General features: G+C 69.8%; 20 protein-coding genes. 2 read left to right on the forward strand and 18 right to left on the reverse strand.

The features are described from left to right. Nucleotides 1-34: 34 nt before the first annotated feature. From whiA to BKA02_RS13555, 6 genes are all read right to left on the reverse strand, one after another. Nucleotides 35-1,012, reverse strand: a complete 978-nt coding sequence (whiA, locus tag BKA02_RS13530; protein ID WP_179434816.1) for a DNA-binding protein WhiA — start codon at nucleotides 1,010-1,012, stop codon at nucleotides 35-37. An 87-nt stretch (nucleotides 1,013-1,099) separates the two neighbouring features. Continuing rightward, complete coding sequence (rapZ, locus tag BKA02_RS13535) at nucleotides 1,100-1,972, reverse strand: RNase adapter RapZ (RefSeq protein WP_179434818.1); 873 nt, start codon at nucleotides 1,970-1,972, stop codon at nucleotides 1,100-1,102. 33 nt (nucleotides 1,973-2,005) lie between these two features. After that, complete coding sequence (uvrC, locus tag BKA02_RS13540) at nucleotides 2,006-3,883, reverse strand: excinuclease ABC subunit UvrC (RefSeq protein ID WP_179434820.1); 1,878 nt, start codon at nucleotides 3,881-3,883, stop codon at nucleotides 2,006-2,008. Beyond that, nucleotides 3,883-6,771 (reverse strand): excinuclease ABC subunit UvrA, encoded by a 2,889-nt coding sequence (uvrA, locus tag BKA02_RS13545; protein ID WP_179434822.1) that lies wholly within the window; start codon nucleotides 6,769-6,771, stop codon nucleotides 3,883-3,885. The genes uvrC and uvrA overlap by 1 nt, the downstream gene beginning before the upstream one ends. 61 nt (nucleotides 6,772-6,832) lie before the next feature. Next, nucleotides 6,833-7,168 carry a TfoX/Sxy family protein gene (locus BKA02_RS13550; RefSeq protein ID WP_179434824.1) on the reverse strand — a complete coding sequence of 112 codons (336 nt, stop codon included), beginning with the start codon at nucleotides 7,166-7,168 and terminating at the stop codon, nucleotides 6,833-6,835. Between the two features lie 26 nt (nucleotides 7,169-7,194). Then, nucleotides 7,195-7,638 carry a MarR family winged helix-turn-helix transcriptional regulator gene (locus BKA02_RS13555; protein ID WP_179434827.1) on the reverse strand — a complete coding sequence of 148 codons (444 nt, stop codon included), beginning with the start codon at nucleotides 7,636-7,638 and terminating at the stop codon, nucleotides 7,195-7,197. Between the two features lie 42 nt (nucleotides 7,639-7,680). Here BKA02_RS13555 and BKA02_RS13560 point away from each other — a divergent pair, with 42 nt between their 5' ends. Continuing rightward, a complete protein-coding gene (locus BKA02_RS13560) occupies nucleotides 7,681-7,932 on the forward strand; it encodes a hypothetical protein (RefSeq protein ID WP_246286033.1) in 252 nt (83 codons plus the stop codon). 39 nt (nucleotides 7,933-7,971) lie between these two features. Here BKA02_RS13560 and uvrB read toward each other — a convergent pair whose 3' ends face one another. Both uvrB and BKA02_RS13570 read right to left on the reverse strand, forming a co-directional pair. After that, nucleotides 7,972-10,050 (reverse strand): excinuclease ABC subunit UvrB, encoded by a 2,079-nt coding sequence (gene uvrB, locus BKA02_RS13565; RefSeq protein ID WP_179434829.1) that lies wholly within the window; start codon nucleotides 10,048-10,050, stop codon nucleotides 7,972-7,974. Nucleotides 10,051-10,125: 75 nt separating this feature from the next. Next, nucleotides 10,126-10,752 (reverse strand): hypothetical protein, encoded by a 627-nt coding sequence (locus BKA02_RS13570; RefSeq protein WP_179434831.1) that lies wholly within the window; start codon nucleotides 10,750-10,752, stop codon nucleotides 10,126-10,128. Between the two features lie 195 nt (nucleotides 10,753-10,947). Here BKA02_RS13570 and BKA02_RS13575 point away from each other — a divergent pair, with 195 nt between their 5' ends. Then, nucleotides 10,948-11,559, forward strand: a complete 612-nt coding sequence (locus BKA02_RS13575) for a DUF4126 domain-containing protein (RefSeq protein ID WP_343045425.1) — start codon at nucleotides 10,948-10,950, stop codon at nucleotides 11,557-11,559. On the opposite strand, the gene coaE is transcribed toward BKA02_RS13575, so the two are convergent. Genes coaE through BKA02_RS13625 form a run of 10 tightly spaced genes read right to left on the reverse strand, consistent with a single transcriptional unit; the run spans nucleotide 11,560 to nucleotide 21,731 of the window. After that, nucleotides 11,560-12,162, reverse strand: coding sequence for a dephospho-CoA kinase (gene coaE / locus BKA02_RS13580; RefSeq protein ID WP_179434833.1), 603 nt, complete (start codon nucleotides 12,160-12,162; stop codon nucleotides 11,560-11,562). It abuts the gene before it with no gap. 41 nt (nucleotides 12,163-12,203) lie between these two features. Continuing rightward, nucleotides 12,204-13,526 (reverse strand): amidohydrolase, encoded by a 1,323-nt coding sequence (locus BKA02_RS13585; RefSeq protein WP_343045426.1) that lies wholly within the window; start codon nucleotides 13,524-13,526, stop codon nucleotides 12,204-12,206. Further along, on the reverse strand, nucleotides 13,523-14,185 hold the full coding sequence (locus tag BKA02_RS13590; protein WP_218844564.1) for a VOC family protein: 663 nt from the start codon (nucleotides 14,183-14,185) through the stop codon (nucleotides 13,523-13,525). The genes BKA02_RS13585 and BKA02_RS13590 overlap by 4 nt, the downstream gene beginning before the upstream one ends. Beyond that, the gene (locus tag BKA02_RS13595) at nucleotides 14,182-14,844 is read right to left on the reverse strand and encodes an alkylhydroperoxidase domain protein (RefSeq protein ID WP_179434835.1); all 663 of its coding nucleotides are present in this window, start codon (nucleotides 14,842-14,844) and stop codon (nucleotides 14,182-14,184) included. Before BKA02_RS13595 ends, BKA02_RS13590 begins: the two co-directional genes overlap by 4 nt. Continuing rightward, on the reverse strand, nucleotides 14,841-15,485 hold the full coding sequence (locus tag BKA02_RS13600; RefSeq protein ID WP_179434837.1) for a CMD domain protein: 645 nt from the start codon (nucleotides 15,483-15,485) through the stop codon (nucleotides 14,841-14,843). The genes BKA02_RS13595 and BKA02_RS13600 overlap by 4 nt, the downstream gene beginning before the upstream one ends. Beyond that, a complete protein-coding gene (locus tag BKA02_RS13605; protein ID WP_179434839.1) occupies nucleotides 15,482-16,561 on the reverse strand; it encodes a putative FMN-dependent luciferase-like monooxygenase in 1,080 nt (359 codons plus the stop codon). Before BKA02_RS13605 ends, BKA02_RS13600 begins: the two co-directional genes overlap by 4 nt. Continuing rightward, a complete protein-coding gene (locus BKA02_RS13610) occupies nucleotides 16,558-18,210 on the reverse strand; it encodes a dipeptide ABC transporter ATP-binding protein (RefSeq protein WP_179434841.1) in 1,653 nt (550 codons plus the stop codon). Before BKA02_RS13610 ends, BKA02_RS13605 begins: the two co-directional genes overlap by 4 nt. After that, nucleotides 18,207-19,055 (reverse strand): ABC transporter permease, encoded by an 849-nt coding sequence (locus tag BKA02_RS13615; protein WP_179434843.1) that lies wholly within the window; start codon nucleotides 19,053-19,055, stop codon nucleotides 18,207-18,209. The genes BKA02_RS13610 and BKA02_RS13615 overlap by 4 nt, the downstream gene beginning before the upstream one ends. Then, a complete protein-coding gene (locus tag BKA02_RS13620; protein WP_179434845.1) occupies nucleotides 19,052-20,056 on the reverse strand; it encodes an ABC transporter permease in 1,005 nt (334 codons plus the stop codon). Before BKA02_RS13620 ends, BKA02_RS13615 begins: the two co-directional genes overlap by 4 nt. A 25-nt stretch (nucleotides 20,057-20,081) precedes the next feature. Next, complete coding sequence (locus BKA02_RS13625) at nucleotides 20,082-21,731, reverse strand: TIGR04028 family ABC transporter substrate-binding protein (RefSeq protein ID WP_179434847.1); 1,650 nt, start codon at nucleotides 21,729-21,731, stop codon at nucleotides 20,082-20,084. Between the last annotated feature and the right edge of the window lie 24 nt (nucleotides 21,732-21,755).

The raw sequence follows: 21,755 nt of genomic DNA on the forward strand, positions 1-21,755 counted from the left end.
CGGCGTGTCGCCGAAAGCTGGCATCGGCAAAGGGTCAGATCTCGATTCCCGCGGGCACGGCCGATTCGGTGCCGGGGATGCCCTCCGCCTGCGCCCGCTTGTCGGCCATTGCCAGCAGGCGGCGGATCCGGCCGGCCACGGCATCCTTGGTCAGCGGTGGATCGGCGTGATGGCCGAGCTCGTCCAGGCTCGCATCGCGATGCGCGAGACGCAGCTCGCCCGCGGTGCGCAGGTGCTCGGGAACCCCGTCGCCGAGGATCTCCAGCGCACGCTCCACACGGGCGCACGCCGCCACGGCGGCCTGCGCCGAGCGACGGAGGTTCGCATCGTCGAAGTTCACCAGCCGGTTGACCCCGGCGCGCACCTCCCGGCGCTGACGCATCTCCTCCCACGCCGCGGCGGTCCGCTCGGCGCCCATCAGGCTCAGCAACGTGCGGATCGCATCGCCCTCGCGCACGACGACGCGCGGCATTCCGCGCACCTCGCGCGCCTTCGCCGCGATTCCGAGACGGTGCGCCGCGCCCACGAGCGCCATCGCGGCCTCGGACGAGGGGCAGTTCACCTCGAGCACCGCGGAACGTCCGGGCTCACTGAGGGAGCCGGCCGCGAGGAAGGCGCCGCGCCACAGGCCGGCGAGCTCCTGACGCGACCCCGTGGTGAGTCGGTTCGGCAGTCCGCGCACCGGGCGTCGACGCTGATCGAGCAGGCCGGTCTGACGCGCCAAGGTCTCCCCCGCGCCGATCACGCGCACGGCGTACCGTGCGCCGTCATGACCGGAAGCGCCCTGGACCTGGGCGATCTCGGGGCGCACGCCGAACAACTCGGCGAGGTCGCGGGCGACGCGGCGGGCGAGCAGATCGGCATCCACCTCGGCCTCGACGGCGACCCGGTTCGCGATGGAGTGCAGTCCACCCGCGAACCTCAGCACCGCGGTCACCTCCGCGACGCGCACCGTGGGCGGCGCGTTGCGGATGCTGACGAGTTCGGCCTTGACATCGGTGGTGAGTGCCACGACTCTCCTTCACATTCCCCTGCGTCCGAGTGCGACGCGACGTTCCAGCCTACTCGGCTCCGGCCCCGCGCACAGACCGCGCCGACCTCATTCCCGGCCGAGATCGCGGTGCTGCACAGTCACGGCCACACCCGGCACCGCAGACAACCTCCTGGCCAGTTCTTCGGCCACCGCCACGGAGCGGTGGCGCCCGCCCGTGCAGCCGATCGCCACCGTCGAGTGGCTCTTGTTCTCGCGCTGATACCCCGCGAGAACCGGCCCCAGCGCGGCCGTGTACGCGGTCAGGAACTCCTGCGCCCCTTCGCGGGACAGCACGTAATCGGCAACGGGCGCCTCCCGGCCGGAGTATGCACGCAGCTCGTCGTTCCAGTACGGGTTCGGCAGAAAGCGCATGTCGGCGACGAGGTCGGCATCCGCAGGCAGCCCGTACTTGAACCCGAAGCTCATGATCGTGAGACGGTGCCTGGCATCGCCCTCTTCGGTGAAGAGCTCGGTGACCCTGGTCGCGAGCTGGTGGATGTTGAAACCCGAGGTGTCGATGACGATGTCGGCCGCCTCGCGCAGCGGCGCCACGCGCGCACGCTCGATACGGATGCCGTCGAGGATCGTGCCGTTGCCCTGCAGCGGATGCGGTCGCCGCACCGACTCGAAGCGGCGCACGAGCACATCATCGGCGGCGTCGAGGAAGAGCACGCGCACGGTGCCGTGTTGGCGCAGGGCACGGGCAGCACCAGGGAAGTCGTCGAAAAGATTGCGTCCGCGCACGTCCACCACGGCGGCGACCTTCGGCAGGGCGGCTCCGCCGAGGTTCGACAGGTCGAGCAGCGGTCGCAGCATCTGCGGTGGCAGGTTGTCAACGACGTACCAGCCCAGGTCTTCGAGCGCGTTCGCCACCGTCGACCGCCCCGCGCCCGACATTCCGGTGACGATCATGAACTCGCCCGTGTCACCCGCGCCCATCGATGCTCCCTCTCTTCCGACCAGCCTATCGAGCTAACGGGCGGCGAGGTGGGCGCTGATGCTCTCGGCGAGAGTCGGGCCGATCCCGGAGACCTCCTGGATCTGCTCCGGCGTCGCAGACCGCAGCGCGGCCACCGATCCGAAGTGGCGGAGCAGGGTCTTGATCCGCGCCGAGCCGAGACCCGGCACTTCGGCCAGCACCGACGAGATGTCGCGCTTGCGCCGCTTGCGCTGATGCGTGATCGCGAACCGATGCGCCTCGTCGCGCAAGCGCTGGATGAGGTACAGCGCCTCGCTCGTGCGCGGCAGGATGACGGGGAAGTCATCGCCGGGCATCCACACCTCCTCAAGCCGCTTCGCGATGCCCGCGAGGGCGATCTCGGGGTGTCCGGCGTCGCGCAGTGCGCGGGCCGCAGCCTCGACCTGCGGCTTGCCGCCATCGACGAGCAGCAGCTGCGGCGGATACGCGAACCGGCGCTTCTTCGGGGAGGCACCGTCACCGTTCTCGCTCTCCCCGTCCTCGGGCGCATCGAGATGGGCCAGACGCCTGCGCAGCACCTGGTACATCGAGTCGGTGTCGTCGGTCGTCTCGGCGATGTTGAAGGAGCGATACTGATCCTTGCGCGCGAGGCCGTCTTCGAACACGACCATCGAGCCGACGACGTTCGTACCGCTCAGGTGCGAGATGTCGTAGCACTCGATCCGCAGCGGCGCCTCGTCCAGCCCCAGCGCGTCTTGCAGGTCGGTGAGCGCCTGGGTGCGCGCCACGTAGTCGCTGGAGCGCCGCATCTTGTGACGGATGAGCGCCTGCTGCGCGTTCACCGTGGCGGTGCGCATGAGTTCCGCGCGCTGCCCGCGGTGCGCCACGGCGAGCTCCACCCGGCGTCCGCGCCGCTCGCGCAGCCACTGCGCGAGCTCATCCGCGTCGTCGGGGAGCACCGGGACGAGAACGCGGCGCGGCACGTCGGCACCCTCGGCATCGCCATAGGTGCGCTGCAGGATCTGATCGACGAGCTCGGCGCCCGCGATGTCGATCTCCTTCTCCAGGGTCGACGCGCGCACACCACGCACGCGCCCACCGCGGATGACGAAGTGCTGCACGGCCGCGGAGAGCTCGTCCTCGGCGATGCCGAAGAGATCGGCGTCTTCGTCCTGCGGCAACACGAGCGCGCTCTTGCCGAGCACGGCCTCGATCGAAGCGAGCTTGTCGCGGTACTTCGCGGCGCTCTCGTAGTCCATGGCAGCTGAGGCCTCGCGCATGCGGGCCGTCAGATCGCGGGTGAATCGCTCGTCTCCCCCGGCCATGAAAGCGACGAAGTCATCGACGATCGCCCTGTGCTCCTCGATCGTCACGGTCATCGAGCAGGGCCCGCCGCACTTGCCGATCTGGCCGGGAAAGCACGGGCGCCCCGTCTGCATGGCCCGCCGGTAGCTGGCGTCACTGCAGGTGCGGATGGGAAAGACCTTGATCATCAGGTCGATCGTGTCGTGCACCGCCCATACCTTCGGGTACGGGCCGAAGTATGCGGCCGCCGGAATGCGCCGGTTGCGGGTGACCATGACCCGTGGAGCCTCGTCGCCGAGGGTGACCGCCATGAACGGGTAGGACTTGTCATCCTTGTAGCGGACGTTGAACGGCGGATCGAACTCCTTGATCCACATGTACTCGAGCTGCAACGAGTCGACATCGGTCGCCACGACCGTCCACTCCACAGAGGACGCCGTCGTGACCATGCGCCTCGTGCGCTCGTGCAGGGTCCGCAGGGGGGCGAAGTAGTTCGACAGCCGCTGGCGCAGATTCTTGGCCTTGCCGACATACAGCACCCGACCCTGCTCGTCGCGGAAGCGGTAGACGCCGGGATCGGTCGGAATCTCCCCCTGTCGCGGCTTGTACGGAAGCTCCTGCGCCATCAGCCCGCCTTGCGCGCCGCCCGGTCCACCCCGAGTACCTCGGCGAGGAACTGTCCGGTATGGCTCTCCTCGACCCGCGCCACCTGCTCGGGCGTGCCGACGGCGACGATCTGCCCGCCGCCGGAGCCGCCTTCGGGACCGAGGTCGATCACCCAGTCGGCCGACTTGATCACGTCGAGGTTGTGCTCGATCACGATGACGGTGTTGCCCTTGTCGACGAGCCCGTTCAGCACCTCCAGGAGCTTGCGCACGTCTTCGAAGTGCAGCCCCGTGGTCGGCTCGTCGAGCACGTACACGCTGCGGCCGTTGCTGCGCCGCTGCAGTTCGGTGGCGAGCTTCACGCGCTGCGCCTCGCCGCCGGAGAGCGTCGTGGCCGACTGGCCGAGCCGCACGTATCCGAGCCCCACATCGACAAGAGTGCGCAGATAGCGGTGGATGGCCTGGATCGGCTCGAAGAAGTCGGCCGCCTCTTCGATCGGCATCTCGAGCACCTCGGCGATGTTCTTGCCCTTGTAATGCACCGCGAGCGTGTCGCGGTTGTACCGCTTGCCGTGACAGACCTCGCAGTCCACGTACACATCGGGCAGGAAGTTCATCTCGATCTTGATCGTGCCGTCGCCGGAGCACGCTTCGCAACGCCCTCCCTTGACGTTGAAGCTGAACCGGCCCGGCTGATAACCGCGCACCTTCGCCTCTGGCGTCTCGCTGAACAGTGTGCGGATGCGGTCGAAGACGCCCGTGTACGTCGCCGGGTTCGAACGCGGCGTGCGGCCGATCGGCGCCTGATCGACGTGCACCACCTTGTCGAGGTTGTCCAGGCCCGTCACGCGCGTGTGTTTGCCCGGCACGTTGCGGGCTCCGTTCAGGCGGCCCGCGAGAACCCGGTAGAGGATGTCGTTGACGAGCGATGACTTGCCGGACCCGGAGACGCCGGTCACCGCCGTCATCACGCCGAGCGGGAAGTCGGCCGTCACCGACTGCAGGTTGTTCTCCCGCGCGCCGACGACGCTGAGCATCCGCTTCTTGTCGATGCGTCGTCGCGTGGCCGGAGTGACGATCTCGCGGCGACCGGCCAGATAGTCGGCGGTGAGCGACCCTTCGGCCGACAGCAGCGCCTCGTAAGGGCCGGAGTGGACGACGAGTCCACCTCCGACACCGGCTCCCGGGCCGATGTCGACGATCCAGTCGGCGGCCGCGATGGTCTCCTCGTCATGCTCGACAACGATCAGCGTGTTCCCGAGGTCGCGCAGGGTGACGAGCGTCTCGATGAGGCGGCGGTTGTCGCGCTGGTGCAGCCCGATCGACGGCTCGTCGAGCACGTAGAGCACCCCGGTCAGGCCCGACCCGATCTGCGTGGCGAGACGGATGCGCTGCGCTTCGCCACCCGACAGCGATCCTGCGGAACGGCTCAGGTTGAGATAGGCCAAGCCGACCTGCAGCAGGAAGTCAAGACGCAGCCGGATCTCGCGCAGCACCTGCGCGGCGATCTTCGCCTCGCGCGGGGTCAGCTCGAGTTTCTGCATGAACACCTGCGCGTCGGCGAGGCTCATGTGCGAGACCTCGGCGATCGAGTGCCCGTGCACGAGCACCGCGAGCACCTCGGGCTTGAGCCGGTCGCCGTTGCACACGGGGCACGGCACCTCGCGCAGGAACTCGCCCCAGCGGTTGCGCTGGTTGTCGCTCTCGGCCTGCAGGTACTGGCGCTCGATATACGGCACGACGCCCTCGAAACCCGACGTGTACCGCATCTCCCGCCCGTAACGGTTCTTCCACTTGACGGTGACCTTGTAGTTCTCGCCGTGCAGCACGGCGTCGCGCACATCCGAGTGGAGCTCCCGCCACGGTGTGTCGAGCGAGAAGTCGAGGTCGCGCGACAGGCCCTCCAGCAGCCGCTCGTAGTACTGGAACAGGCCCTTGCCCTGGGTGGTCCACGGGATGATGACTCCCTCGCTGATGGAGAGGTCCTCATCGCCGAGCATGAGATCGACGTCGACCGACATCCGCGTACCCAGCCCCGAGCAGGCCTGGCACGCGCCGAACGGCGCATTGAAGGAGAAGGTGCGCGGCTCGATCTCGGTGAGCGTGATGGCGTGCCCGTTGGGGCAGGCGAGTTTTTCGGAGAACGACTGCCAGGCGTCGTCGCCCTCCTCGTCGACGAAGTTGACCTGCGCCACGCCGCCGGCGAGCCCCAACGCCGTCTCGACCGAGTCCGTGACCCGGCCGAGGATGTCGGGAGCGGCGACGAGACGATCGACGACGACGGCGATGTCGTGCTTGTAGCTCTTCTTGAGCGCCGGGGGTTCGGCCAGCTGGACGAGCTCGCCGTCGACGATCGCGCGCGCGTACCCCTTCGCGCCGAGCTCGCGGAACAGGTCGACGAACTCGCCCTTCTTCTGCGTCACCACGGGCGCCACGATCTGGTAGCGCGTGCGTTCGGGCAGCTCCATGAGCTGGTCGGCGATCTGCTGCACGGTCTGCCGCTGGATCTTCTCGCCGCACTCGGGGCAGTGCGGGATGCCGATGCGCGCCCACAGCAGACGCATGTAGTCGTAGATCTCGGTGATCGTGCCCACGGTGGATCGCGGGTTGCGGTTGGTCGACTTCTGATCGATCGACACCGCCGGGCTCAGCCCCTCGATGAAGTCGACGTCGGGACGGTCGACCTGCCCGAGGAACTGACGGGCGTAGGCGCTCAGCGACTCGACGTATCGGCGCTGCCCCTCGGCGAAGATCGTGTCGAAGGCGAGGCTGGATTTTCCCGAGCCCGAGAGCCCGGTGAAGACGACGAGCGAGTCGCGCGGGATCTCCAGGTCGACGTTCTTGAGGTTGTGCACGCGGGCACCGCGGACACTGAGCTTTCCTGGGCTGGCAACGGGAACAATCGGCACCCGACAAGTCTAGGAGGGGCCACCGACATCGGCTCCGCTGCACTGCCAGCCCCGGGTTCGGTCAGCTCGACGTCTCGGCCGCGCTCTCCCTGGCGGCGCCGATCCAGAACATGAGCGACTCGTCGTCGCCGATGGCCGTGGGTGCCACGTCGAGCCAGCTCGGCCCCATGGTCTTCGCGCCCATCACCGCCACAGAGGCTCCTGGCTCGGCGAGCAGCGCCGCGCCCTTCTCGTCCGTCACGCGCACGAGAAGCACACCGTTCTTGCGGGCCCCGACGAGGATGCGGCCGTGCAGCAGAAAGGCGCGCGTGCCGAACATCCGCTTCTCCTCCAGGCCCGGCTCGGCCATGAGCAGCGCGCGAACGCGATCGGCGAGTTCTGTGGCGGCGGCATCCATCGTCCGATCCTCTCACCGCCCGTCGGTCATAGCGTCACCGCGCCGACGAACGGGGCGAGGCCGTCGCGCACCGCGCTGACGTGTGCGGCATCCATGCCGAGCCGGGACATTACCTGGCGCGGCACGGTCACGGCCCGCTCGCGCAGCGCCCAGCCCTCGTTCGTGACGTCGATCTCCAACCGCCGTTCGTCTGCCGATCCGCGCCGACGCACCACCAGCCCGTCTGCTTCGAGACGCTTCACGAGGGGTGATGCCGTGGCCGACTCGAGCGCCAGAGCTTCCGCGAGTTCTCCGAGGGAGAGCGGCGCCGATTCCCACAGAGCGAGCATGACGAGGTATTGCGGATGCGTGAGACCCAGCGGCTCGAGGATCGGCCGATAAATGGCGACGATGTTGCGCGCAGCGGTCACCAGCGCGAAGCACAGCTGGTTCTGCAGCAGCAGGAGTTCGTCGTCCGTGGGTTCTGACATGATTCGATCATACTTGCGCTAATCATTAGTACACTAAGCATTATGGACGATCCGATGCCCGACGCTCCTCGAGCGCGCTTGAGCGACCGCATCCGCGAGGCCGGCGGGTTCTACGCATGGTTCAACAGCACGCTCATCCGCGTCGCCGGTCCCGCCTCCGTCGGGCCGTACGAGACGACCCCGCCGCCGTCCGAGGCCGAGCGGGCTCAGCGGGCATGCCCGCTCTGCGGAGCACCAATGAGCGAGCACGAGATCGACAGGACCGGGCCGAAGCCGCTTCTGCACTGCCCGTGATCCGCCTTCCCCGCGAACGCACGGTCGCACGTGACGGCGTCAGGCGTGACCGGCGCGTTCCATCGCCCTCAGCTCCTTCTTGAGGTCCTGCACCTCGTCGCGCAGGCGCGCAGCGAGCTCGAACTTCAACTCGCCCGCGGCCGACAGCATCTGCTCGGAGAGGTCGGCGATCGTGGCCTCCAGCTGCTGAGCTCCCTCGGCGGCGATCCCGGTGCGATCCTTCGAACCCAATCGCGGCGTGGGGCTCTTGCCCTTGCCCGTCGCGTTCTTTCCGCTCAGCAGCTCCCGCGTATCGGATGCCTCCCGAGCAAGCACGTCGGTGATGTCGGCGATGCGCTTGCGCAGCGGCTGCGGATCGATGCCGTGTTCGGTGTTGTACACGATCTGCTTCTCACGACGGCGCTCGGTCTCGTCGATCGCGTTGCGCATCGAGTCGGTCATCGTGTCGGCATACATGTGCACCTCGCCCGACACGTTGCGCGCCGCGCGACCGATGGTCTGGATGAGCGAGGTGCCCGACCGCAGGAACCCCTCCTTGTCGGCGTCGAGGATCGCGACGAGCGATACCTCAGGCAGGTCGAGCCCCTCGCGAAGCAGGTTGATGCCGACGAGCACGTCGTACACGCCGGCGCGCAGCTCGGTGAGCAGTTCGACGCGACGCAAGGTGTCGACGTCGGAGTGCAGGTAGCGCACTCGGACGCCGTGCTCGCCGAGGAAGTCGGTGAGCTCTTCGGCCATTTTCTTGGTAAGGGTCGTCACGAGCACGCGCTCATCGCGCTCGACCCGCACGCGGATCTCCTCGAGCAGGTCGTCGATCTGCCCCTTCGAGGGCTTGACGACGATCTTCGGGTCGACCAGTCCGGTCGGACGGATGATCTGCTCGACCACGCCATCGGCGATGCCCATCTCGTACTTGCCCGGTGTCGCCGAGAGGTACACCGTCTGACCGATGCGCTTCGTGAACTCGTCCCAGCGCAGCGGCCGGTTGTCCAGCGCGCTCGGCAGCCGGAATCCGTGATCGACGAGTGTGCGCTTGCGCGAGGCGTCGCCTTCGTACATCGCGCCGATCTGCGGCACCGTCACATGGGACTCGTCGATGACGAGCAGGAAGTCGTCGGGAAAGAAGTCGAGCAGCGTGTGCGGCGGCTCGCCGGGCTCTCGCCCATCCATATGCCGCGAATAGTTCTCGATGCCTGAGCAGAACCCGAGCTGCTGCAGCATCTCCAGGTCGAAGCTCGTGCGCATCTTCAGCCGCTGCGCCTCCAGCAGCTTGCCCTGCTTCTCGAGCTCGGCGAGGCGCTCAGTGAGTTCGTCCTCGATCTGGCCGATCGCGCGCTGCACGACGTCGGTGCCGGCGACATAGTGCGATGCGGGGAAGATCGGCACGGAGTCGAGGCGTTCGATGACCTCTCCGGTGAGCGGATGAAGCGAGTACAGCGCCTCGATCTCGTCGCCGAACAGCTCGATGCGGATCGCGTGCTCTTCGTACACCGGGATGATCTCGATCGTGTCGCCGCGCACCCGGAAGTTGCCCCGCGAGAAGTCGACGTCGTTGCGGTTGTACTGCATCGCGATGAACTGTCGGATGAGGGCATCGCGGTCGTACCGCTCCCCCACCTGGAGGGCGACCATCGCCCGCAGATACTCCTCCGGCGCGCCCAGTCCATAGATGCACGACACGGTGGAGACCACCACGACATCGCGCCGGCTGAGAAGCGAGTTCGTCGTAGAGTGCCGCAGCCGCTCGACCTCGGCGTTGACCGAGGAATCCTTCTCGATGAAAGTATCCGTCTGCGGCACGTAGGCCTCGGGCTGGTAGTAGTCGTAGTACGAGACGAAGTACTCCACCGCGTTGTGCGGCATGAGGTCGCGGAACTCGTTGGCCAGCTGCGCGGCGAGCGTCTTGTTGTGCGCCAGAACCAGCGTCGGCCGCTGCACCTGCTCGATGAGCCACGCGGTCGTCGCGGACTTTCCCGTACCCGTGGCCCCCAGCAGCACCACGTCGGTCTCACCTGCGTTTATTCGCGCCGCCAGTTCGGCGATCGCCTGCGGCTGATCGCCGGCAGGAGCGTACTCGCTGACGACCTCGAAGGGCCGGACGCTGCGCGTGGTCTGCATCACTCCAGCGTATGCGGGACCTCCGACAAAGGGGCCGCGACCTCGACGTCCGCGGCCCGTCCACCGGTCAGTGCGTCACGCCTCGGGCCAGCTGGGCGGCGTCGGCCCGGCGAGGGACCCCGTACCCAGGTTCGGGTCGACGATCATGTTGACGAGCGTTCCACCGTCGGGGAAATCGCCTCCGGGAGCCAGGACAACCGTGCCGGTGAACGTAAGCGAGTTGTCTTCCGGGCGCACGGCGGGGTCGAGCAGCCACTCGTAGGAGCCGATCGTCGGCTCCGTGCTCGCGAAGGCCGTCGTCGCCGAGAACGTGACGGTGTTGGCGGTGACGTCGATCGCCGGCCAGGCGGGGTTCTGCGCCTTCATCCAGTCCACGCCGTACGGCGTGTTCAAGAAGCTGAACCCCGGGTTCGATCCCGTGTACGTGAGGGTCACCGTGAACACGGTTCCCGCGGCGACGACCTTCGGATCGGACGGATCGGTCGGAGAGATCCGCACCCCGTTGGAACGCACGGAACCGGCCGCGTTCGCGTTGCCGATGACCTCGCCCGCGGTGAGGTAGAAGTCGAACTGCTCGGCTACCGAGCCGCCTGCGCTCGCCGCTCGTGCGGGTACCGCGACAGCGGCGGCGACGAGGGGAACGGACCACGCCGCTCCCTTGATGACGGTACGGCGGGAAAGGCCCGATTTCTGGATGTCCACGACGATGCTCCTGTGTGACGGCATGACGGCATGGCTTCGGCCACGCCCATGAGGTCGGCAGACAGAAGGTCTCCGCACCGCGACGGCGGCTGGCCAGCGCTCCGGCGCGCGCCCGGAATCGGGCTCTGTTCCAACGCCCTCAGATTAGCGACGACACCTGGGATAACGCCGAGTGCGGGCCGTAGGGTGGTCGGTGTGATCGAGTTCGTCATCGGCATGAGCCTGGCCGCCGCCGCAGGGCTCAACGCGTGGATGCCGCTGTTCCTGCTCGGGCTCGCCGACCGCGTGATCCCCGTCGTTCAACTGCCCGCGGGGTGGTCATGGTTGTCGGGCGATCTCGCGCTCTGGATCATCGGCGGTCTCCTCGTGTTCGAGATCGTCGCCGACAAGATCCCCGCCCTCGATTCCCTCAACGACGTCGTGCAGAGCCTGCTGCGTCCGGCCGCGGGCGGGGTGGCCTTCGGGGCCGGGTCGGGAGCGCAGACCATCGCCGTCGACGACCCGTCCTCGTTCTTCGCCGACAACGCGTGGGTGCCGATCGTCGTGGGAATCGTCATCGCCCTCGCCGTGCACGTCATGAAGGCGGGGGCGCGCGTCGCCGGCAACACGCTGACGGCAGGCCTCGCCGCACCCGTGCTCAGCACCGCGGAGGACGGAGCATCGTTCGCCCTTGCAGCGGCCGCGATCCTCGTACCGCTCCTCGCGGCGCTCCTGCTCATTCTGCTCATCGTCGGCGCCATCGTCTGGTTCCGCCGCATACGTCGCTCCGGTGTCCGGATAGAGCAAGAGCGTAGAGAAGCGACCTGATCAGGATCGGCCCGCGACACGCCGCCACAGCGCATCGGTCTGCGCGAGGGTGTCCTCCATCGAGCCGGAGGTGTCGATCACGACATCGGCGAGAGCGCGCCGGTCGGCGTCGGAGACCTGCGCGGCGATCCGTGCACGCGCATCGGCCTCACCCATCCCGCGCTGCTCGACCATGCGCGTGACCCGCAGCGCTGCGGGCGCATCGGCGACGACGACGAGATCCCAGGAGTCGTCCGACCGGGCTTCGGCGAGCAGCGGCACGTCGTAGACGACGACGGCCTGGGAGTCCTCAGCGAACGCCGCCGCGAACTGCCTCGCCGACTCCGTCCGCACGGCGGGATGCACGATGGCGTTCAGCCTGGCCAGGGCGCCGGCGTCGCCGAACACGCGGGCTCCGAGCGCCGACCGATCCAGCTCGCCGTCGGCGGTGAGGATGTCATGCCCGAACTCCGCCGCGATCCGATCCAGCACAGGCGAGCCCGCGGACTGCACCTCGCGGACGATGCGATCGGCATCCACGACGACCGCGCCGTGCGCGGCCAGGCGTGCGGCGATGGTCGACTTGCCCGAGGCGATGCCTCCCGTGAGGGCGATCAGCGGCATGCCGCCAGTCTTCCACAGGAGGGTCCGGATCCCCGCAGGGCTCAGCGCGCGGCGTCCTCCCAGCGGAACCGCCCGCCCTGCGCGGCGAACTCCTCGGCCACGGCCGCCCGCAGCGCCGGATCGGAGAGGTAGTCCGCCGCCGTCGAGGCGAGGGCGACCGCGGCATCCGCGAGCGCCTCGAACGCCGGAGGCCGCACAGTGCACGCGGCGAAGGCCGCATTGTGCGGGTGCACGTCCTCGGGCCCGCCCAGGCCGATGGACGGCTGGATCGCGGGCAGGTACCGCGTGACGTTCCCCATGTCCGTCGACGCCCCGCCCTGCACCGCGACGGGCGGCGAGGGCGGCACCCTGCGGCCCCGACCGCGCACCGAATCTGCCCAGCGCCTGGTCAGCGCGAGGTTCTGCTGCAACGGCAGATAGGGAGGCACCGGATCGACATCGATCTCGGCCCGGGTCTCCGTCGCGACGGCGGCGCCCTCCAGCACGCGGACGACCCGATCGGTGAGGGCGACGAGCGTCTCGATCTCGGCGGAGCGCACGTAGAACAGCGCCGAGGCGCTCTCGGGCACGATGTTGGGCGCGGCCCCGCCGTCGGTGATGATGCCGTGGACCCGATCGATCGGAAGGATGTGCTGGCGGAGCTGAGCGACCCCCTGATACGCCGAGACGACGGCGTCCAGGGCGTTGCGGCCCAGCCACGGAGCCCCGGCGGCGTGCGCCGCGCGCCCCCGATAGGTCACGGCGACCCGGCGCACCCCGGTGTTGCGCGGTGCGAGCACCGGTGAGGCCGCAGAACCCGGCCCGGGATGCACCATGGCCGCCGCATCCACGTCGTCGAAGCCGCCCGCGCGGATGATGAGCTCCTTGCCGCCGCCGTTCTCCTCCGCGGGAGTGCCGATCAGGCTCAGCCCGACCCCGAGCCGCTCCGCGACCGGTGCGGCCGCGAGAAAGGCGCCGACGGCGCTGGCCGCGATGATGTTGTGCCCGCAGGCCTGCCCGATGCCGGGTAGCGCGTCGTACTCGGCGATGAGGGCGAAGTGCGGTCCGTCTCCCCGATGCGCGCCCGTCCGGAACGCCGTCTCGACCCCGAAGGCGCCGATCTCGGCGGTGTGCCCGTGCCGCCCGAGCAGCTCGACGATGCGGGCGACGGAGCGGTGCTCCTCGAAGCCGATCTCCGGATCGTCGTGCAGGGCGATCGCGAGATCCTGCAGCTCCGGCCGTCGCGCCTCCACGGCGCGCGCGAGCTCGGCATGGACCTCGGGGCCCGCGCCATCGAACGGGGAGCCCTCGTCGACGGGCGCGGGCACCTGGCCGCGGAGCGCGCGCTGATGCCAGTCGAGCGCGGGGGCGAGCGTGCTGCTCACAGCACGACCGTCTCTCCGCTGGGCGTGCGCAGCGTGAGCCGGAAGCCGGCGGGATCGCCCTGCACGGTCGGGGCCGCGCCGCCCTCGGGCAGTGCGCGCAGGCGCGCGGCCGCGTCGCCGGGGTCCGGTTCGACGCGCTCGAAGGCGACCAGTTCAATCGTGGCGATGTCACTGAGTCCCGGCTGCTCCGTCCGCCCCCAGTCGATGAGGAACGGCGTGCGGTATCCGGCAGTCCCGCTCCGCGTCAGCCGCCATTCCAGCAGCACCCCGTCGGGCCTACGGCGGGAGAGGTCGCGGATGTCGCCGGGGTCGAGCCCCTGCGCCCGTACTGCCGCCAGCGCGGCCTCGATGTCCTCGGGATGGATCGCGTAGGTGACGATGGTGGGAGCGTCGAGTCCGTCGATCCCGAAGGCCTGGGGTGCGGTCTCGTGCTCGACCTCCGGGTTCGGCCCGATCAGCTCCATGTAGTGCGGGCGCCGTTCGCCGCCGACCGTGAGGGCGACGAGGGCGTTCGCGGTGCCCGTCGGGTGGGCGCCGCCCGGGGTCGCCGTCACGCCGGTGCGTTCAGCGAACCACGACACGACCTCCTCCAGGTCCGGTCCCGCGATGACGACGTGGTCCAGCAACGTCGGGTGGTTCACCAGGGTCTGCGTGCTCATGCGTTCTCCTTCGTGGTCTGTTCGTCGTTCCGGCGTGGCTCGTCGCGGACGGGTCTCGTGGGTGCCTCGGGCTCTCCGAGGGAGAGCATCAACCGGTTCGCCCAGTGGAAGAACGCGGCGCTGCTGATGATGTCGAGGATCTCCGCGTCGTCGAAGCCCGCGGTGCGCAGCCGAGCGATCTCGGCGTCGCCGAAGGCGAGCGGCGTCTCGGCGAGCGCATCCGCCGCAGCGACGACCGCGTTCCACCGTTCGTCGCCGAGATCGGCGGAGACGCCGTCGTCGAGAAGACGCTGCACGTCGTCCCTCCGCCCCGACTCGCGTGTCGCCGCGGCCGCGTGCACGGAGGCGCAGAACACGCAGCCGTTGCGGCGGGAGGTCACGGCGGCGGCGAGCTCGCGCTCGGCACGGCCGACGCCGCCGTCGGTGTTGAAGAAGATGTCGAGGTCGGTGAGCGTGCGCGCCTTGAGCGCCGCCGGATCCCGGGCGAGCAGCCGGAAGTACGGCATCGCGGCCCGCTGCGGCTGGATGAGGGCGTCGATCTGTTCCTCGGTGAGCTCGCTCTGCGCGGGGGGAGCCAGCCAGGGCACCCACCCGAGCCGTTCCTGGGTGAACCGCTGGGGCCTGCTCAGCTGTGGGTGCTCGGTGACAGGAGCGCTCATCGGACGTCTCCTTCCCCGATGACGGATGCCCCTGCCGCCGGACCCTGCGCATCGGCGGCGAGATCGTCGCTCAGCACGCGGAGGCCGTGGACGAGGCGCAGCTGGAACGACAGGAACGCGACCAGCTGGGACAGGCTCACGATCTCGTCGGCGTCCCATCCCGCCGTCGCGAGGGCGCGGAGCGCGGCGGCATCGGATTCGCGGGGCCGGAATACGAGCAGGTGCGCGTGCGTGAGCGCCGCGGCGAGGCGGGCGCCCAATGCCACATCCGCCTGCCAGATCGTTCCCGGAGCGCTCTCGGCCGACAGCCCCGGTTCGCGGTAGGCGCCGTAGGGCCCCGCGGAGGCACCATCCGCCGCGGCGGCCAGGATCGACGGCACGAGCTCCGGCTCCTCGTCTCCGAGGAGATCGGCGTAGAACTCCGCGGCCCGCTCCTGCCCGTGCACCCGGGCGACGAACGCCGCGACGGCATACCGCTCGCCGAGCGAGAAGGCACCAGGGTCGCGAGGCTCCAGCAGCGCCTCGAAGCTGCGCTGGGCATTCTCCCGTGCCTGGGCGCGCAGGGCGCGGAGCCCGTGGATTCTGCTCTGCGGGGCAACCCCGGCGAGCAGGTCGACGATGTCGGCGGTCGCGACGGTCATGCGCTCGCCTCCCCGTCCGTGCGGCGTGAGGCGGAGGCGACGAGGTGCGCCTCGCGCAGGTCCTGCGCGGCCTCCGGGCCCACCCGGTATCCCAGGCGGGGTGCGACCTCCGTCGCGAGCAGCTCCAGCGAGCGGAGCGTGAGGTCGTGCGGGGCGTCGACGGAGTGGATCTGGAAGGACACGTCGGTGGACGCGGCGATGGCCAGATCCTCCGCGAGCGAGGCGGCCACCTCGTCCGCCGTGCCGATGTGGCTGTCGGTGCGGCGGGCGAGCTCGTCGAGCCCGAGACCGTCGACGTCGATGCCGTGCATCGTCGCGGCGAGGCGGCGAAGTCCCGGCTCCGCCGCCTCCCGCAGCCGCGTCCGATTCTCCTCGTCGACGACGACGGCCGTGCGCGAGGCGAGCACGCGTGCCGGTGCGCCCTCGGGAAGGCTCTCCCGATACGCCTCGATGATCGGCAACTGCGGCTCGTGCAGCGGCAGCTCGTGGGCACCGCCCGGGCGCGGCTGGGTGCGCGAGAGCAGGAGCCCGTCGCCGTCGCGTCCGGCGCGGATTCCGCCGTCGACCGAGAACGTCGCCTGCCAGATCCTGCGCTCCAGCCCCTCCGCCTCCGGGTAGATGCGCGCCTCGGTGCCCCGCACTCCCCTGCCGCCGAGAGCGTCGCGGAACACGGACGAGTGCTCGGCGAAGATCTCCCGCCGCTGCTCGGGATCGCGGCCGAACGGAACGAACGACGCCGGTGTTCCGCCCGCGGCGATGCCGAGCTGCACCCGCCCGCCGCTGAGCGCGTCGACGACGCTGGCATCCTCGGCGGCGCGCAGCGGATCGTCGATCGGGAGGGTGAGCACCCCCGTCGCCAGCGCGATCGTCGACGTGCGCTGCGCGGCAGCCGCCAGCAGGACGAGGGGCGAGGGCAGTCCTCCTTCGTCGGCATGGAAGTGATGCTGTGCGATCCATGCGGAAGCGAAGCCGTGCCGCTCGGCGTGCTCGATCTGCTCCAGCGCGTAGCGGTACCGCTCCGCCGCGCTCACCGGCTCCAGCAGTCGTGTGAAGAATCCCAGACGTGGGGCGTTCATGCGTTCTCCTTGATGATCGTGCCGCTCACGGCATCCGGGCGGAAGGCCGCCCCGGGCACTGCGGCGAGCAGTTGACGCGTGTAGGCGTGCTCCGGCGCGTCGAACACTCGCGCGATCGGCCCCTCCTCGACCTGTTCCCCGCGCCGGAGCACCGAGACCGTGTCGGCGATCTGACGAACGACGGCAAGGTCGTGGGAGATGAACACATAGGTGAGCGACAGCTCGTCCTGCAGGCGGGCGAGCAACCTCAGGATCTGCGCCTGCACGGTGACGTCCAGGGCGGAGACCGCCTCGTCCAGCACGACGAGCTGCGGCTCCAGGATGAGCGCACGCGCGATGGCGACGCGCTGACGCTGACCGCCGGAGAGCTCCGCGGGGCGCCGAGCCGCGATCTCGGGCGCCAGCGCCACCTGCTCGAGCTGATGGGCCGCACGCTCGGTGCGTTCGGCACGATTGCCGATGCCGAAGTTCTCCAGCGGCTCGGCGAGGATGCTCCCGATGCTCTGCCGCGGATCCAGCGAGGCGAAGGGATTCTGGTATACCAGCTGCGCCGCGCGCCGGAACTCCCGCGAGGTGCGGGCGCCCGTCACCTCCGTATCCCCGACCCTGATCGTCCCCGACGTCGGCCTGTTCAGCCCCGCGATACTGCGTCCCGTGGTCGTCTTCCCCGAACCGGACTCGCCCACGAGGGCGTGCGTGGTTCCGCGCGCCACAGTGAACGACACGTCGTCCACCGCGACGAAGGACCCCCGCCCCGGTGTGCGGAACTCCTGCCGCAGCGCCCTGACCTCGACAAGCGGAGGCTCTCCCTCGACAGGGCTGTGCGGCCGCCGCTCCACGATCTGAGCCAGCGAGGGCGCATCGGCCAGGAGGTTTCGGGTGTATTCCGCGGTCGGCGCGGTCAGCACGGCGGCCGACGATCCGCTCTCCTCGACGCGCCCGCGGCGCATCACCACGAGAGAGTCCGAGTGGTCCGCCGCCACGGCGAGGTCGTGCGTGATGAAGAGCACGCCGCTGCCGGACTCCTGCCGCAGCCGGTCGAGAAGTTCCAGCACGCGCCGCTGCACCGTCACATCGAGCGCGCTGGTGGGCTCATCGGCGATCACGAGCTCGGGCTCGAGCCCGAGGGCGGCGGCGATGAGCACCCGCTGGCGCATGCCGCCGGAGAGCTCGTGCGGGTACTGGGCGGCGCGCCGCTCGGGGTCGTCGATGTCGACGCGCTCCAGCAGCTCCAGCACCCTGGCCCGGATCTTGCGACGGTCCCTCCATCCGTGGATCCGCAGGGCCTCCGACACGCTGGCCCCGATGGTCGCCACCGGGTTGAGCGAGGTCCCGGGATCCTGCGGGATCAGTGCGATGCACCGGCCGCGCAGGTGCCGCCAGCGGCGCTCGGGGAGCCCGACGAGCTGGGTCGGCCCGCCTGTGCGCTCGTCGAGCACGATGCTCCCCCCGGCGACCCGGCCGTTGCGTGCGAGCAGACCGATCACGGACTGCGCGACCGATGATTTCCCCGATCCGGACTCGCCGACCAGCGCCGTGGTCTTCCCGGCCTCGACGGCGAGCGAGACGCCGTTCACCGCGGTGAGCGCGCCGCGCGAGGTGCGGTACGTCACCGAGAGGTCGTCGATCTCCAGCAATGAGCGCGTCATGCGGCACCTCCGTGGATGGTCTGGCTGAGCCGGTTGGTCGAGAGCACCACGGCGGCGACGACGGCGCCAGGCAGCACCGTGAGCCACCACGCCGTGGCGACGTAGTCCCGTCCCTCGGCGATGAGCAGCCCCCACTCCGGTGTGGGCGGCGGCGCGCCGTACCCGAGGAACCCGAGGGTGGAGATCTGGAGGATCGCGGATCCGAGCTGCAGGGCGGCCAGGGCGATCACCGGGGTGAGGGAGTTAGGCAGGATGTGGCGCCGCAGGACCGTGAAGAACGTCCCTCCCGAGCCGTAGGCCGCTTCGACGAACTCCGCGCCGCGCACGCTCACCACCTGCGAACGGGAGAGGCGCGCGAACACGGCGATGGACGTGACTCCCACGGCGATCGCGGCGTTGGTCGTGCCGAAGCCGAGCAGGATCACGATGCTGAGCGAGAGCAGGAGGCCGGGGATGGCCAGCAGCACGTCGACCAGCCGCATCAGCGTCTCTTCCACCGCGCCGCCCACGGCGCCCGCGGTGACCCCGATCGCCGTTCCCGCGACCAGCCCGACGAGGACGGCGACGACGGCGCCGAGCGCCGACTGGGAGGCGCCGTGCACGACGCGCGTGTAGAGGTCGCGGCCGGTGGCGTCGGTGCCCAGCAGGTGCGACAGGCTCGGCGCCTGCAGCGCCGCCCCCGTCGACTCCGTGGGGCTGCCGGGGGCGAAGACTCCGGGGAACAGCGCCCAGGCGAGCGCGATGAGCAGCACGATCACGGGCACGATCGTTCCGGCGTGCACGCGCACCGGGCGACGAGCGCCCGTTCCTGCAGGGCGCGGGGGCGCCTCGACGTCGAATGTCATCGCACGACCTCCTTCTCACGGATCACCGCTGGTTCGCCGCCCGCCTCGGGCCGGGAGCCCGGGCGCCGCCCCGCGGAGGAGGTCCGCAGCCTCGCGTCCAGGACCGGGTACAGCAGGTCGACGACCAGGTTGACCACCACGAACACGACCGTCGACAGCACGACGACGGCCAGCAGCACCGGGGTGTCGCGGTTGGCCACGGCCTGCGCCGTCAGCTGTCCCACGCCGGCCCGGGCGAATACGGACTCGGTGACGACCGCGCCTCCCACCAGCTCGCCGAAGAGCACTCCCGCCATCGTCAGGGTCGGGAGGAGGGCGTTGCGCGCCACCGTCCGCCACAGCAGCCAAGAGGTGCTCGCGCCGCGCGATCGCACGACCGCGACGAAGGGCTGCTCGCGCACCTCCTCGATGCTGCGCATGAGCACCTGCGCGAGCGGAGCGGCGATCGGGATCGACAGCGTCGCCACCGGGAGGATGAGCGCCTGCACCGGATCGGCCCCGATGACCGGCACCAGGCCGAGCCGGAAGGAGAAGATCTGCACGAGCACGATCCCGACCCAGAACACGGGCAGCGAGACGAGGAACGGCGGGATCGCCTGGAACAGCCGACGCAGCCAGAGCGCCCCGCCGTAGGTCGCCGTGAACGCGATCGTCACAGCGAGGAAGACCGCCACCACGATGCCCGCGACGGCCAACACCAGCGTGGAGGGCAGGGCCGTGGCGATCAGCGCAGCCACCGAGGCGCCGCTCTGCACCGAGTACCCGAGCTCGCCGCGCAGGAACCCGAGCGTCGAGTCCGCGAAGCGCTCCAGCAGGCTCCGATCCGCACCATAGGAGGATCGGATCTCGGCGAGCTGCTCGACCGAGAGCCCCAGCTCCGGGGAGCCGTACCGCGCGAGCACGGCATCCCCGGGGAGCGCGGCCAGCAGCAGATATGCCAGCGTGTAGGTCAGGGCGAGGACGAGCAGCGCCTGCCCCACCCGCCTGAGGATGTACCCCATCGTCGTCCGCCTCCGTCGCGCCGGGTCAGCGGTCCAGCCAGGTGGCGTAGAACCACGGGCGGCCGACCGACTCGGTGCGGAAGCCCTGGACGTCCGCGCGCAGACCGAACACCTGGGGCTCCTCGAAGAGGGGCAGGAAGTAGGCCTGATCCGCGATGTGGCGCTGCGCGGCCTCCGACGCCGCCTGCCGCTCCTCGACTGTCGGTGCCGAGGCGACGGCGGCAAGGAGGTCGTCCAGCGTCGGGTCCCCGATGCTGTCGTCGTCGTTCGACCGGTTGAGAAGGGTGTTGCGGTTGCCGGTGTGGAACTGGGACTTCAGGACGTCGAAGTCGGAGCGGCCGACCATCGAGTGGTACACCTGGATCGTGTCGGCCGACAGCGACGCCTCGGTCTGCGCGGCGCTGTCCCCCGCGAACAGCTCGACCTCGATGCCGATCTTCGCCAGCTGCTCCTGCACGAGCGTGATGACCTCCTTCGAGCGCGGCTGCGGCAGGGCCTCGTTGAAGGTGAGGGTCAGCTTCTGACCGTCCTTCTCGCGGATGCCGTCCGCCCCGAGGGTCCAGCCCGCCTCGTCCAGCAGCGCCGCCGCGGCGTCCTGGTCGTACTGGTAGTACTCCGAGGTGTCGAGGTAGCCGAGCGCGGTCGTGGCGAGCGCTCCCGTGGCCAGGGGGTAGCTGTCCGTGAACAGGGTGCTCACGATCGCCTCGCGATCCACACCGCTGATGATCGCCTGGCGCACCCGGATGTCGCTGAGGATGTCGTTGCGGAACCGGAAGCTGAAGCCGTTGTTCACGCCGTTCGTGGTCGCGGCGACCAGGCTCAGCCCGTCAGCGGCGAACTGTCCCTCATCCGGCGCGTCGACCTGGCGCGCGATGTCGGCCTGCCCGGCGACGACGGTGCCGACGCGGACGCTGCTCTCTCCCGCCACGACGACGTCGATGCCGTCCAGCAGGGCGGCCCCCTGGTGCTCCAGCGACGGCGGGGCCCAGTCATAGTCCTCACGGGCGGTGAGCGCCACCTCGGTGCCGATCTTCTCGTCGGAGATCACGAAGGGGCCGGAGCCGATCACCGTCGTGGCGTTGCCCGGACCGAACTCCTCGTTCGTCTTGTCGAGCGAGGCGTCGGCCAGCAGACCGGAGTTGATCGTAGAGACCGCCTGCGCGAATCCCGGGGACGGAGCGGTGAAGAAGAACGTCACGGTGTGCTCGTCCACGACCTCGCCGTGGTCATAGTTGTTGACCGCCTCGGAGACGGTCAGCGCGCGGTCCGGGTCGCCCTTGCCGTAGAGGTCGAAGTTCTTCACCACGTTCTCCGCGTCCAGCGGCGTGCCGTCCGAATAGGTGACGTCGTCGCGGATCGTGAAGGTGTACTCCGTCGCGTCCTCGTTCACCACGGGCAGCGCCGTCGCGATCCACGGCTCCAGCTCGAGGGTCTCCGGATTCTGGTAGAGCAGCCGATCGGTGATGTTGTTGACGAGCCCGCCGTTGGGGTAGAAACCCGCGGCCGGCGGGTACAGGGTCGTCCAGGTCTGCGGCTCCAGGTACGTGAGTGTGTGCCCCGGCACCGGCTCGCCCGAGCCGCCCGAGTCCGTGGCCGTGCCGGCGCATCCGGCCATCAGGGTCGCCGCGACAGCGAGTGCGGCGGAGGCGCGGAGCAGGCGGAGAGAGCGGGACATGAGGACTCCTCGGGGTGGGGGCGT

The sequence above is a fragment of the Microbacterium pseudoresistens genome, assembly GCF_013409745.1.
GTDB lineage: Bacteria > Actinomycetota > Actinomycetes > Actinomycetales > Microbacteriaceae > Microbacterium > Microbacterium pseudoresistens.